The sequence below is a fragment of the Nocardioides malaquae genome (assembly GCF_015070385.1).
GTDB classification, from domain to species: domain Bacteria; phylum Actinomycetota; class Actinomycetes; order Propionibacteriales; family Nocardioidaceae; genus Nocardioides; species Nocardioides malaquae.
Genome location: NZ_JADCSA010000003.1, coordinates 65831 through 78838 on the forward strand (window position 1 = coordinate 65831; position 13008 = coordinate 78838).

The following is a 13008-nucleotide window of genomic DNA, read 5'->3' on the forward strand; positions in this document are numbered from 1 at the left end:
CCCATGAACGCACTCACCTCGGGCAAGCCCGAGAAGCAGACGAGCACGTCGGCCAAGATCCTCTACCGCCCGTGGGGGCTCGTCGCCTCCATGCTGGGCGGCATCATCGCCGGACAGATCTTCCAGAAGATCTGGGCCGCCGTCGACCCGGTCTCCGAGGACCCCCCGACCCCTTTGCAGTCGGAGCACCACCTGCCGAAGATCATCGCCGCGGCAGCGATCCAGGGCGCGATCTTCACGGTCGTCCGCGCGCTGATCAACCGTGGCGGGGCCCGAGCCTTCGAGCGTTGGACGGGCGAGTGGCCGGGCGACTGAGCGCCGATGCGGTCGTGGTCGGCGGCGGGCCCAACGGGCTCGTCGCCGCCATCGCGTTGGCCGACGCCGGGTGGGAGGTGCTGCTGCTAGAGGCCAACGACACCGTGGGTGGTGCCGTACGCACCGCGGAGGTGACCGCGCCCGGCTTCCGCACCGACCTCTTCAGCGCCTTCTACCCGCTCGCCGCGGCCTCCCCGGTGATCCGCGACCTGCACCTGGAGGCCCACGGCCTGCGCTGGGAGCACGCCCCGAGGGTCGTGACCCACGTCTTCCCCGACGGCAGCGCCACCACCATGGAGCGCGACGCCGAGGCCACCGCCGCCCACCTGGAGAGCCAGGCAGCAGGCGACGGCGAGGCATGGCTCGCCATGCTCGAGCAGTGGAGCCGCCTGCGCGACCCGCTGCTCGACGCCCTCTTCTCCCCCTTCCCGCCGGTGCGCGCCGGCCTCTCGCTGGGACGTCAGCTCGGCAGCCGCGGCCTGCTCGACTTCGCGCGCCTCGCGGTGCTGCCCGCGCGCCGCCTCGGCGAGGAACAGTTCGCCGGCCCCGGGCCCCGAGCCCTGATCACCGGCAACGCGATGCACTCCGACCTGCCCCCCGACGCAGCGGGCAGCGGCCTCTTCGGGTGGCTGCTCACCATGCTCGGCCAGGACGTCGGCTTCCCCGTGCCCTCCGGCGGCGCGCAGTCGTTGGCCGATGCCCTGCGGAGCCGTTTCGAGGCCGCCGGCGGCACCGTCCGCACCGGTGCGCGCGTGGCGTCGGTGGACGTACGCGGGGGCCGGGCGGTGGGCGTACGCCTCACCGACGGTGAGCGGGTGGCGGCCCGCCGCGCCGTGCTCGCCGACGTCGACGCGCCCAGCCTCTTCACCCAGCTGGTCGGCACCGAGCACCTGCCCGCCTCCTACGTCGACGCGCTCGCGCGCTTCCAGTGGGACCACCCCACCCTCAAGGTCAACTGGGCCGTCGACGGCCCGGTGCCGTGGCGCTCCCCGGAGGCCGTGGGCGCCGGCACGGTGCACCTGGGCGTCGACGACAACGGCTTCGTCGACCACTCCGCCGCGATGTCGACGGGACGGGTCTCCACCGCTCCCTTCGTGCTGCTGGGCCAGATGACGACCGCCGACCCTTCACGCTCGCCTGCCGGCACGGAGTCGGTGTGGGCCTACAGCCACCTCTCCCACAGCCTCGCCCACGACGACGAGGCTCTGGCCGCCAGCACCGAGGCGATGCGCCGCGTGATGGAGGAGGCCGCCCCGGGCGTCCGCGACATGGTCCTCGCCGAGCACGTGCAGCGCCCCGGCGACATCGAGGCCGCCAACTCCAACCTCGTCGGCGGCGCGATCAACTCCGGCACCGCCCACCTGCACCAGCAGCTGGTGTTCCGTCCTGCCACCGGCCTGGGTCGGCCTGAGACGCCGGTCGCCGGGCTCTTCCTGGCCAGCGCGTCGGCCCATCCCGGCGGCGGCGTGCACGGCGCCTGCGGCTGGAACGCCGCCCGCGCGGCCCTGGGCTCAGAGAAGGCCGTGCGGCGACGGCTCGCACGCACGGCCTGGTCCCGGCTGCTGGGCTGACCCGACCGGGTGGGCAGGGTCAGCGCCCCTCGGCGCGTCCCTCCACCAGCAGCGCCAGGCGCCGCATGGTCTCGCGGTTGCGGGGGCCGATCCCCATCTGGCGCGCCGGCTTGGGCACCAGGGAACCGGGGCCGTCGGTCGCGTCCTCGCGGATGCTGATGCGCGAGCGGTTGCCGCCGAGGTCCTCCACGTCGAGGATGACCTCGGCCGCTCCGGCGGGCCACCCGTGGGTCTTGAGGCGGAGCATGCGCGGTTCCTGCACCTCGAGCACCTCGGTCTTGTCGTCGAGCAGGAAGGGCCAGTTGCCCACGGAGTGGTGCAACCGGGTGCCGACGGCCGGCCAGCCGTGGTCGACGTTGCGCATCCGCGCCGCGCCCACCACCCACAGCGGGTAGAGCCAGCCGTCGGAGAGCACCTCCCAGACCACGTCGACCGGGGCGTCGACCTCTCGGCTGATCCGGACCGCGTGCTCAGCGCCCATCAGGACTCCTCGCCGGTGATGTCGGGGTTCGTGGTCAGGTGCAGCGTCTCGTCAGGCTTCTCGGTCATGGCGTGCTCCTCTCGTGTCGAGAAGGACGCCTACCCCTCGTCGACGCGGCTGAACCCGACCGCGTCAGACGCGGTCGAACTCCATCGCCTCCTGGTAGGCCGCCACGGCGGCGAGCTGCGACTTCACGTTGAGCTTCTGCCGGATCGCACGCACCTGGCTGCGCACCGTGCCCTCGCTCACGCCACCGGCCTGGGCAATCACGGTGATCGACTGGCCCTCGTTGAGCATGCCGAGCACCTGCCACTCGCGCGGCGACAGCGCGGCGATGCGCCGGAGCAGCTCGTGGCGCTGCGGACCGAGACGCTCCCACGCGGTGAGCACCTGGTCGCGCACCGCGGGGCTCATCCCCGGGCCGCCCTCGGCCACCGAACGGACGGCGTGCACCAGGGCATCAAGGCCGTCGGTCATCGGGACCACACCGGCACACCCGGCGGCGACCAACCCGCCCCACCGTGGCGCGTCGGTGGAGCCGGTCACCAGCAGCCACTGCAGCGGGATCGTCTCGACGACCGCCAGCACGTCACGCCACTGCGCGACGTCGTTGATCTCGGCGACGACGATGCCGATCTCGGCGCCGAACTCCGCGGCACGGCGCCGGGTCTCCAGCAGCTCGGGCCGCGAGCGCGGGTAGTCGTAGCTGCGCACCTCGAAGTCCTGGGCCTCCAGGGCCAGCGCCATCGTCTGCCCCACGACCAGCCCCGAGGCAACCACCACCACGCGAGGGATCTCAACCCCGCGGGGGCCCCCGTCCTGCACCATCTCGTCCAGCCCTTCTCCAGCCCCGTGCCTGTGTTCGGCCACCAGCGCGGGACCTGTCCCAGCGTGGCACTCCCTACGGCGGCCGCGCTCGGGTACCGGGCGATCTCCGGAGCCACACCGTGGCATTTACCCAATACTGGTGAGCGGGGGCCGAGATGCCGGCCATTCGCCGCTCACGGGAGCCTAGTCTTCGACCCGGCGGGGCCCCCAGCACGGGCCTCCCGACCGGCCTGACGGGTCGGCACGGACCGCCGGTGCACCCATTCCCCACCTTGGGGGATGCGCAGCACCTACGATGGTGAGCGCTGACGCACGTGCCACGCCGCTTGGACGTGGCAGATTCCGGGAGGGCCGGGAGCTGGAGGCGTCAGCAGATGCAGGAGGACATGGGGCATGAGGGGCGCTTCCCGCGTGTGCGTGATCGAGGATCACACACTCTTCGCGGAGTCACTTCAGATCGCACTCGAGCTGAAGGGACACGAGGTCCGGAGAGTTCCCCTCCCCGACGACCTGCACAGCGCCACCACGTTGCTGCCTGCGGTGATGAAGCACCAGCCCCACGTGCTCCTCCTCGACCTCGACCTCGGCAACGCCGACGGCAGCCGCCTGATCGAGCCCGTCGCCCGGGCCGGCACCGCCGTGGTCGTGCTGACCGGCTCGACCGACCGCGCCCGCTGGGGACAGTGCGTACGCCTCGGGGCCCGCAAGGTCATGGAGAAGACCGCGCCGCTCAACGAGATCCTGGCCACCATCCGCCTCATCGGTGAGGGCCGTCCGGTCATGACCGTGGAAGAGCGCGAGGACCTCGTGCGCCACTGGCAGGAGGAGCGCGCCCAGGTCGCCGAGCTGCTCGACCGCCTCAACCGCCTCACCGCCCGCGAGGCCGAGGTGCTGGGTCAGCTGATGAACGGCCGCCAGGTCCGCCAGATCGCCGAGGAGTCCGTGGTCTCCGAGGCCACCGTCCGCACCCAGGTGAAGTCGATCCTCGCCAAGCTCGAGGTCAGCTCGCAGATCGGCGCCGTCGGCCTGGCCCACAACGCCGGCTGGATGCCGCCGGCCGCACGCGCCTGACTCTCCGACCGGCCCTGAGGCTCAACGCACGCGCGGCGTGCGTGCCAGGCGCAGCAGGAAACGTACGTTGCCCACCAGGTAGCGGCGCCACATCCGGCCGGGCTCGAGGGCAAGGCGGTACACCCACTCCAGCCGCCACCGCTGCACCCGGGCGGGCGCCCGCTCCACCCGACCGCTGAGGAAGTCGAGCAGCGCTCCCACGCTGAGCAGCAGCGTCGCGCCCGTGGCCGCACCGTGCTCGGCGACGAAGAGCTCCTGGCGCGGGTTGCCCATGGCCACCAGCACGACCTCCGCACCACTGGCCGCCACCTCGGCGGCCACCGCCGCCGCCTCGTCGTCGGTGAAGTAGCCGTCACGCGTGCCCACCACCCGGTGCTGCGGCGCGCGCTGCGCGAGCACCTCGGCCGCCGCCTCGGCCACGCCGGGTCGTCCACCCAGCAGGAAGAGCCGCCGTGGCTCGACGAGCTCGGCGAGCAGGCGGGGCACGAAGTCGGTGCCGTTGAGGTTCTCGGGAAACGGCGAGCCGTGCAGGCGCCGCGACGCCAGGTCGACCCCCACCCCGTCGTTGAGCACCAGCGCCTCGTCGAGTGCCCGCGCGAACCGAGGCTGCGAGGCGGCCACGTTGGAGGCGTGGGCGTTGAGGAAGGCGACCGCAAGGCGGCGACCCTCGTCGAGGGCGCGGGCGAGGTGGGCGACCACGTCGGCGGCCGGGACCGCCACGACCTCGACGCCCATCACGTCGCGCACGGGCAGCGACGCACCCGCTCCTGTGGCCCCACCCGTCTGCTCCACGCTGACCCACCTCCGCGCGGAGCATAGCGCCGCGCCGACCGCCCGGAGTCTCAGCCGGTCTCGAGCAGGTCGCCCAGCTCCTCCACCCGGGCGAGCACGTCGGTGAACTCGAGCTGCTCCAGCGCCAAGGGGTCCTCGGCGCCGGCCTCCACCTCGGCCCAGGTGAGCGGTGTGGCCACCGTCGGACGCTCCCGGCCCCGCAGCGAGTAGGGCGACACGGTGGTCTTCGAGCCGGCGTTCTGCGACCAGTCGAGGAAGACCTTGCCGCCGCGCCGCGACTTGGTCATGGTGGCCGTGACGAGTCGGCCGTGGGCCTTCTGCAGCTCCTCGGCGACCTCCTTGGCGAGCGCGGTCGAGGCGTCGGAGTCGGGCACCTCGCCCTCGTCGAGGACGGTGAGGTCGGCATACAGGTGCAGGCCCTTGCTGCCGCTCGTCACCGGGCAGCAGGCCAGACCCCGCTCGGCGAGGGCGTCGCGCACCAGCAGCGCGACCTGGGCGCACTCGTGCAGTCCCGCCGGCTCGCCGGGGTCGAGGTCGATCACCAGCCGGTCGGGCGGGAGCAACGTGCCGTCGGCGTCGGCCCGCCACTGGTGCACGTGCAGCTCCAGGGCCGCCAGGTTGGCCAGCCAGGTCAGGGTCGCGAGGTCGTCGACGACCGGGAAGCGGATCACCCCCGCACCGTTGCCGCTGCGCGAGCCCGTGGTCGGCACCTCGACGGTGCGCACCCACGACGGGGTCCCGGAGGGCGCGTTCTTCTCGAAGAAGCTGGAGTCACCGACCCCGTGCGGCCACCGGATCCGGGTGACGCAACGGTCGGCCAGGTGCGGCAGCAGGACCGGCGCGATCGTGGCGTAGTAGTGCAGCACCTCGCCCTTCGTGGTGCCCGTGCGTGGGTAGAGCACCTTGTCGAGGTTGCTGATCGTCATCCGTCGACCGTCGACCTCCACGGGAACGTCAGTCATCGTGCACCTCCCGCCTGGTCCACGCCGAGCAGGTCGGCGGGCGTCAGGTCGCTGCGTACGCCCTGGAAGGACGGCTGTCGCAGTCGCCCGTTGGCCGCGAAGCCCAGCGACTCGACGTCGACGACGACCTCGGGGCGCACCCACGAGGTGCCCGTCGCGTCGAGTCGCGGCACCGCCTCGTCGAAGGGCGACTCGTCGGCGGCCAGGGGCTCCAGCCGGGCCTTCAGCTCGGCGGCGACCCGGCCGGTGAGGCCCGAGCCGACACGTCCGCGGAAGCGCAGGCCCGCCTCGGTGGGCTCCCCCAGCAGGACCGCGCCGAGACGGTGCGCCGACCCGGTCTCCGGGCGCCAACCGCCGACGACCCAGGACGTACGCGGTCGGTGCGCGAACTTGAGCCAGTGGGGGCTGCGGACCCCCGAGGCGTAGCGCGAGGAGAGTCGCTTCGACACGATGCCCTCCAACCCCTGCGCCTTGGTGGCCTCCAGCAGCATCGGACCGTCGTCGTAGACCGGCGGCACCTGGAGCAGGTCGTCCCCGAGCCCCAACCCTTCCAGCAGGGCGCGTCGGGTGGAGAGCGGCTCGGCAGTCAGGTCGCGGCCCTCGAGCACCAGCAGGTCGAAGACGAGCAGGGTCACCGGCACCGCCTCGGCGGCGATCCGCGCGCCCCGTCCGCTGCGCTGCAGCCGGGTGGCGAGGGCCCCGAAGCTCGGACGACCGTCGGCGAAGGCCACCGCCTCGGCGTCAAGCACCAGGTCGGGCACGTCGAGGTGGGCCAGCTCGGGGAAGGTGCGGGTGACGTCGTTGCCGTTGCGGCTCGTCAACCGGGCCCTGGTGCCGGTGACCTCGACGACGAGGCGCATGCCGTCCCACTTGACTTCGTGGGCCCACCCCGGACCGGTGGGCACGTGGTCCCCACGGGTGGCGAGCATCGGGCGCATGTCGCCCATCCTTCCCCACGCCGCGACTGGTGAATACTGACCCTCACGGCAGGGAAGGACTCCGGGGTCACCCGGCGGAAGCAGAGGAGAGGTCATGCGCGCGATCTGGAAGGGCTCGGTCTCGTTCGGCCTGGTCAACGTGCCCGTGAAGCTCTACTCGGCCACGGAGTCGCACGACGTCTCCTTCCGTCAGGTGCACCAGGAGGACGGCGGTCGCATCCGCTACCAGCGGGTCTGCTCGATCGACGGCGAGGAGGTGCCCTACTCCGAGATCGCCAAGGGCTACGAGACCGAGGACGGCGAGATGGTCGTGCTCACCGACGACGACTTCGCCGACCTCCCCCTGACGTCGTCGCGGGAGATCTCGGTGGAGAAGTTCGTGCCCTCCGACCAGATCGACCCGATGCTCTTCGAGAAGAGCTACTACCTCGAGCCCGATGCCGCGGGCGCGAAGGCGTACGCCCTGCTCCGCGAGGCGCTGGTGGAGTCCGACCGGATGGCCGTGGTCACTGTCGCGCTGCGGCAGCGTACGTCCGTGGCCGTGCTCCGCGTGCGCCCGGCGGCGTCCGGCGACGTGATCGTGCTGCAGACGATGATGTGGCCCGACGAGATCCGCACCCCCGACTTCTCCGTGGAGGTCGGCGACGTCAAGGACTCCGAGGTGAAGATGGCGCGGATGCTGGTCGAGACCCTGGCCGGTGACTTCGACCCCGACGAGTTCGAGGACGACTACGCCGAGGCCGTCGAGGCACTGGTCAAGGCGAAGATCGAGGGCGGCGAGGTCCGTCGCACCGAGACCAGCACGAAGAGCTCGGGCGAGGTCGTCGACCTGCTCGCCGCCCTGCAGAAGTCGGTCACCGCCGCGAAGCAGGCCCGTGGCGAGGCAGTGGAGGACGACGAGGACGACAAGGCCGGCCGGAGCACCACGAAGGCCACCAAGAAGACCACGCCGAAGAAGACGCCCACGAAGAGCGCGGCCAAGAAGGGCACGTCAGCGGCGTCGAAGAAGACCGCCGCCAAGAAGACGTCCGCACAGAAGTCCACCGCCAAGAAGACGACGGCCAAGAAGGCCGCCAGCAAGAAGACTGTGGCCCGCAAGGCCAGCTGACCTCAGCCCACCTCAGGCCCAGCCCACCTCAGGCGGGGGCCAGCAGCGACCTGACCACGCGGAGCCCGACCGACATGCGGGCAAGGTCGACGTCGTCGTCGGCCACGATCTCCTCGAGGGTGGTGACCGCCTCCTCGACGCGGCCGCCCCGGTCCTCCTTCCACCGGGCCACCTGCTCCTCGGCGGCCTGCTGGTCGAGCGGCTCGGTCGTGGCCTCCCCCGCCCGGGCCGCCCGCGCGAGCACCTCGGCGGTCAGCTGGCCGTGCACCGCGTAGAGGTCGTCACGCAGCGCGGCTCGCGCCATCGCCTGCCACCGGTCCTGCCGGGGCAGCTCCACCGCAGCCCGCGCCAGGGCGCTGAGCCCCAGCCGCTCCCCCAGCGCGAAGTGCACCCGGGCGACGGTCTCCTCCGCCACGTCGTCGCGCCCGGCGGTCTCGACGACTCCGAGCAACGCGTAGGCCGGCGGCAGCACCGCCACGCGTGTCGCGAGCTCGTCGGGCACGCCACGGCGCACCAGCTCGTCGCGACGCTGGGCGAAGGCGTCCGCCTCCCGGCCGGTGAGCATCGACGGCAGGTCGGCCATCAGCCGCTGCACCGGCACACTGAACCGGTCGACGACCGTCTCGCTGTCCAGCGGCGCCCGCGAGTGCTGCACCAGCCAGCGTGCCGCCCGCTCCACCAGCGTCCGCTTCTCCAACCGCATCGCGGTCTGCACCGACGCCGCCACCCGGTGGTCGAGCTCGTCGATGTCGGCCCTCAGCGCGGCCGCACCGAAGAGCTCGCGCGCCACGAAGTTGGCCCTCGTGAGCTCCGCGGCACCCCGGCCGGTCTCGGCGGCGAGCCGCATCCAGTAGGTCATGCCGGCCCCGTTGACCAAGGCGTTGACCACCTGGGTCGTGACGATCTCGCGCCGCAGCGGGTGCTCGGACATCTGCGCCCGGAAGTCCTGCCGCAACGCCGAGGGGAAGTAGGTGAAGAGGTCTCCGCGCAGGTAGGGGTCGTCGGGCAGGTCGCTGGCGAGCAGGTCGTCGGCCAGCACGATCTTGGTCCACGACAGCAGCACCGCCAGCTCGGGTCCGCTGAGCCCCTCGCCGGCCTCGATCCGTCGCCGCACCTCCTTCGACGACGGCAGCCCCTCGAGCTCGCGGTCGACGACGCCGCGACGCTCCAGGACCTTCATCCAGTCCTCGTGCACGTGCAGCATCTCCGGAGCGGTGGAGACCGCGTTGCTGAGGGCGATGTTCTGCTCGTAGTTGTCGTGCAGCACCAGCTGGCCGACCTCGTCGGTCATCCGGGCCAGCAGCTCGGGGCGCTCCTCCGCGGAGAGCTTGCCGGCGTCGGCGACCGCGCGCAGGAGGATCTTGATGTTGACCTCGCGGTCGGAGGTGTCGACGCCGGCGGAGTTGTCGATGAAGTCGGTGTTGATCGCTCCCTGCGCCTCCCGGGCGTACTCGATGCGACCGGCCTGGGTGAAACCGAGGTTGCCGCCCTCCCCCACGCACCGGGCCCGCAGCTCACGTCCGTCGACCCGCACCGCGTCGCCGGCCTTGTCACCCACGTCGGCGTGCGTCTCGGTCGAGGCCTTGACGTAGGTGCCGACGCCGCCGTTCCACAGCAGGTCGACGGGTGCACGCAGCACCGCACGGATCAGCTCGTTGGGCGGCAGGTGGGTCACGGAGTCGTCCAGCCCCAGCACCTCGCGCACCTGCGGCGTGATCGGCACCGACTTCGCCGACCGCGAGTGCACCCCTCCCCCCTCGGAGATGAGGGCGGCGTCGTAGTCCTGCCAGCTGGAGCGCGGCAGCTCGAAGAGGCGCCGACGCTCGGCGTACGACGTGGCGGGGTCGGGGTCGGGGTCCAGGAAGACGTCGCGGTGGTCGAAGGCGGCCACCAGCTTCATCGTCGGGGAGAGCAGCATGCCGTTGCCGAAGACGTCGCCCGACATGTCACCGATGCCGACACAGGTGAACTCCTCGCGCTGCACGTCGAGTCCGCGCTCGCGGAAGTGCCGCTGCACCGAGACCCACGCGCCGCGGGCCGTGATGCCCATGGCCTTGTGGTCGTAGCCCACCGAGCCACCCGAGGCGAACGCGTCGCCCAGCCAGAAGCCCCGCTCGACCGCCAGCTCGTTGGCGATGTCGGAGAAGGTCGCGGTGCCCTTGTCGGCAGCCACCACCAGGTAGTGGTCGTCGCCGTCGTGGCGCACCACGTCGTCGGGCGGCACGACGTGGCCGTCGACGAGGTTGTCGGTCACGTCGAGCAGGCCGGAGATGAAGGTGCGGTAGCAGGCGACGCCCTCGGCCAGCCACGCCTCCCGGTCCGACGGGTCGGGCAGCTGCTTGGCCACGAACCCACCCTTCGCCCCCACCGGGACGATCACGGTGTTCTTGACCATCTGCGCCTTGACCAGCCCCAGCACCTCGGTGCGGAAGTCGTCGGGCCGGTCCGACCAGCGCAGGCCACCGCGGGCCACCTGGCCGAAGCGGAGGTGCACGCCGTCGACGCGCGGCGAGTTGACGAAGATCTCGTAGGCCGGCCGCGGCTGCGGCAGCTCGGGCAGCTGCTCGGGGTCGAGCTTGAGGGCGAGCGCCGGACGACGGGCCCCGCTCTCGTCGGTGCGGAACGCGTTGGTGCGCAGGGTGGCCCGCAGGTGACGCAGGTAGGAGCGGAGCACGCGGTCGTGGTCGAGGCTGACCACCGCGTCCAGCGCCTCGGCGAGGCGAGCCTCCACCGCCTCCTGGGCGGCGGTCCGTTGCTCGACGTCGAGGTCGAGGGAGGGGTCGAAGCGGGTCTCGAAGAGCTCGACCAGCATCCGGGTGATCTCGACGTTGCCGCGCAACGCGCGCTCCACCGTGGTCCGCGAGAACGGTGCGTTGCCCTGCTTCATGTAGCCGGCGTACGCCCGGAGCCAGGAGACCTGGCGCCAGTGCAGGCCCGCGTCGAGCACCAGGCCGTTGAGGCCGTCGACCTCGCTGTGCCCCAGCCAGCTCGCGCGCAGGGCGGAGACGAAGAGCTCGGGGTCGGAGTAGGGCAGGGGGCCCGGGTGCCGCAGGCCGAACTCGTAGACGAACGCCGGCTGCTCCAACCCCTCCAGACGGTGCGGCACCTCGTCGACGACCTCGACACCGAGCGAGGCGATCAACGGCAGCACGTGGGAGAGGGAGAGCGGGTCGCCCACCCGGTAGACGGTGAGGGTGGCGCGTCGTTCGTCCACGCCCTCCTCGAGAGGCTCCTCCTCGAGGGCCAGGTCGACCCCCGCCGGGCCGGGGTCGGCGAGCAGCTTCTCGATGCGCACCATGTCGGCGGCGGCGGTCTCAGCCTCGTGCCGCTCCTTGTAGCCCTCGGGGAAGGCCTCCGCCCACACGCGCAGGCGACGGGGGTCCTGCCCGGCCGTCTCGGCCTGCGCGGCAGCCACGAAGTCGTCGGCCCACGAGCGGGAGGCCTCGGCGAGGAGCGACTCGACCCGATGGGCGTCGAAGTCGCCGATGGAGGCACCCTCCGGCGGATGCAGCACGAAGTGCACGCGGGCGGTCGGCGACTCGTCGACGCGGGCCGCGAACTCGACCTCCTCACCCCCCAGCTCCTCGCGCAGGATCGCGGAGAAGCGCTCGCGCACGGTCGTGTTGTAGCGGTCGCGCGGCAGGTGCACCAGGACCGAGACGAAACGGCCGAAGGGGTCCCGGCGACCGAAGGCCGCGAGGCGGCGCCGCTGGTCGGCGTACAGCAACGACCGGACCACGGGCACCAGCTCGTCGACCCCGGTGTGGAAGAGCTCATCGCGCGGATAGTTCTCCAGGATGTCGATGACCTGCTTGCCCGCGTGCGAGTGGGCGTCGAAGCCCACCTCGGCGAGCACCTCCTCCGCCCGCTCCCGCACGACCGGGATGCGCAGGATCGACTCCGTGTAGGCGCGCGAGGAGAGCAGACCCAGGAAGCGCTCCTCCCCCGCGACCGAGCCGTCGGAGTGGAAGAGACGCACGCCGACGTAGTCGAGGAACGACCGGCGGTGCACCGTCGCGCGCGAGTTGGCCTTGGTGACCACCAGCGGCGAACGTGAGTGCGCGGCCCGGCGGCCGGCCGGTCCGAGCGGCGGCGGGTCGGTGGTCAGGTCGGGGTCGTCACGCAGCACCCCGAGCCCGGTCCCCGGGACTCCCCGCAGGCGCAGCTCGTCGTGCTCGGAGTCGGCGCCCGGACGGCTCTCCAGCGCATACTCCCGGCACCCAAGGAAGGTGAAGTGGTCGTCGGCCAACCACTCCAGGAACTCCCGGGAGGCCGCGATCTCCTGACGCGGCACGTCGTCGGGACAGTCGTTGAGGCCGGCGGCGAGGTCGAGCATGCGGGTGCGCATGCGCGTCCAGTCCTCCACGGCCTCGCGCACGTCACGCAGCACGCGCTCGAGCCCGGCGACAAGGGCGTCGACCTCCTCCTCGTCGACGATCCGGTCGGTCTCCACCCGGATCCACGACTCCACGCTCCAGCCGCCGTCGTGCGGCGCCTCCTCGGGGTGGGCGTCGTCGATCGCACGGACGTCCTGCAGGTTGCCGACCGCGTCGCGACGCACCGACCAACGCGGGTGCACGACCAGGTGGACGGGCCGGTGCTGGCGCACCATCTCCATCGTGACGGAGTCGACGAGGAAGGGCATGTCGTCCGTGACGACCTCCACGACGGCGCGCTCACCGATCTCGGTGACCCGGACCAGTGCCCGCCCGGCCGGGCGTTCGGAGGCCAGGTCACGGTGCGACCGGACGACCGAGACGAGCTCGTCGGTGGTGCGCCCCGTGACGTCCTCGGGGGCGACGTGACGGAAGTACGCCTCCACCGTCCCACCCGGCACCGACGCCTGCTCGCTGGCTTCGTCAGCAGCCCGCGAGAGCGCTGCTGACTTGTCTTCCTCCGTGCTCGTCGTGGACACCCCCCGACCCTAGGACGGCACCTGGGA

10 protein-coding genes are annotated in these 13008 nt (G+C 72.2%); 4 read left to right on the plus strand and 6 right to left on the minus strand.

The features are described from left to right. The first annotated feature begins 3 nt into the window (after positions 1 to 3). Both IEQ44_RS03945 and IEQ44_RS03950 read left to right on the plus strand, forming a co-directional pair. The gene (locus IEQ44_RS03945) at positions 4 to 315 is read left to right on the plus strand and encodes a DUF4235 domain-containing protein (RefSeq protein WP_193637134.1); all 312 of its coding nucleotides are present in this window, start codon (positions 4 to 6) and stop codon (positions 313 to 315) included. Continuing rightward, positions 288 to 1886, plus strand: coding sequence for a phytoene desaturase family protein (locus IEQ44_RS03950; protein WP_227486883.1), 1599 nt, complete (start codon positions 288 to 290; stop codon positions 1884 to 1886). The genes IEQ44_RS03945 and IEQ44_RS03950 overlap by 28 nt, the downstream gene beginning before the upstream one ends. Positions 1887 to 1905: 19 nt before the next feature. Here the strand turns inward: IEQ44_RS03950 and IEQ44_RS03955 are convergent, their stop codons facing one another. Both IEQ44_RS03955 and IEQ44_RS17830 read right to left on the minus strand, forming a co-directional pair. Next, the gene (locus IEQ44_RS03955) at positions 1906 to 2367 is read right to left on the minus strand and encodes an SRPBCC family protein (RefSeq protein ID WP_193637135.1); all 462 of its coding nucleotides are present in this window, start codon (positions 2365 to 2367) and stop codon (positions 1906 to 1908) included. A 132-nt stretch (positions 2368 to 2499) separates the two neighbouring features. Next, positions 2500 to 3237, minus strand: coding sequence for a helix-turn-helix transcriptional regulator (locus IEQ44_RS17830; protein ID WP_193637136.1), 738 nt, complete (start codon positions 3235 to 3237; stop codon positions 2500 to 2502). A gap of 351 nt (positions 3238 to 3588) precedes the next feature. Here IEQ44_RS17830 and IEQ44_RS03965 point away from each other — a divergent pair, with 351 nt between their 5' ends. Further along, positions 3589 to 4266 (plus strand): response regulator, encoded by a 678-nt coding sequence (locus IEQ44_RS03965; RefSeq protein ID WP_193637137.1) that lies wholly within the window; start codon positions 3589 to 3591, stop codon positions 4264 to 4266. Between the two features lie 21 nt (positions 4267 to 4287). Here IEQ44_RS03965 and IEQ44_RS03970 read toward each other — a convergent pair whose 3' ends face one another. The 3 genes from IEQ44_RS03970 to ligD (IEQ44_RS03980) are packed head-to-tail and all read right to left on the minus strand — an operon-like array spanning position 4288 to position 6958. Next, a complete protein-coding gene (locus IEQ44_RS03970) occupies positions 4288 to 5058 on the minus strand; it encodes a WecB/TagA/CpsF family glycosyltransferase (protein WP_319804479.1) in 771 nt (256 codons plus the stop codon). 50 nt (positions 5059 to 5108) lie between these two features. Beyond that, entirely contained in the window at positions 5109 to 6020 is a 912-nt protein-coding gene (ligD, locus tag IEQ44_RS03975) for a non-homologous end-joining DNA ligase (protein ID WP_193637138.1), read from the minus strand. Continuing rightward, positions 6017 to 6958: a non-homologous end-joining DNA ligase gene (gene ligD / locus IEQ44_RS03980; RefSeq protein ID WP_193637139.1), complete on the minus strand. Its 942-nt coding sequence runs from the start codon at positions 6956 to 6958 to the stop codon at positions 6017 to 6019. The genes ligD (IEQ44_RS03975) and ligD (IEQ44_RS03980) overlap by 4 nt, the downstream gene beginning before the upstream one ends. Before the next feature lie 94 nt (positions 6959 to 7052). Between ligD (IEQ44_RS03980) and ku the strand changes: the two genes are divergently transcribed. Next, positions 7053 to 8066 (plus strand): non-homologous end joining protein Ku, encoded by a 1014-nt coding sequence (gene ku, locus IEQ44_RS03985; protein ID WP_193637140.1) that lies wholly within the window; start codon positions 7053 to 7055, stop codon positions 8064 to 8066. Positions 8067 to 8094: 28 nt separating this feature from the next. On the opposite strand, the gene IEQ44_RS03990 is transcribed toward ku, so the two are convergent. After that, positions 8095 to 12981 (minus strand): NAD-glutamate dehydrogenase, encoded by a 4887-nt coding sequence (locus tag IEQ44_RS03990; RefSeq protein WP_193637141.1) that lies wholly within the window; start codon positions 12979 to 12981, stop codon positions 8095 to 8097. Positions 12982 to 13008 lie beyond the last annotated feature (27 nt).

Bases quoted from the DNA above. Each gene is read 5' to 3' on its own strand.
- ligD (WP_193637139.1), bottom strand. From the start codon at position 6,958: ATGCGCCCGATGCTCGCCACCCGTGGGGACCACGTGCCCACCGGTCCG.
- ligD (WP_193637138.1), bottom strand. From the start codon at position 6,020: ATGACTGACGTTCCCGTGGAGGTCGACGGTCGACGGATGACGATCAGC.
- IEQ44_RS03965 (WP_193637137.1), top strand. From the start codon at position 3,589: ATGAGGGGCGCTTCCCGCGTGTGCGTGATCGAGGATCACACACTCTTC.
- IEQ44_RS03955 (WP_193637135.1), bottom strand. From the start codon at position 2,367: ATGGGCGCTGAGCACGCGGTCCGGATCAGCCGAGAGGTCGACGCCCCG.
- ku (WP_193637140.1), top strand. From the start codon at position 7,053: ATGCGCGCGATCTGGAAGGGCTCGGTCTCGTTCGGCCTGGTCAACGTG.
- IEQ44_RS03945 (WP_193637134.1), top strand. From the start codon at position 4: ATGAACGCACTCACCTCGGGCAAGCCCGAGAAGCAGACGAGCACGTCG.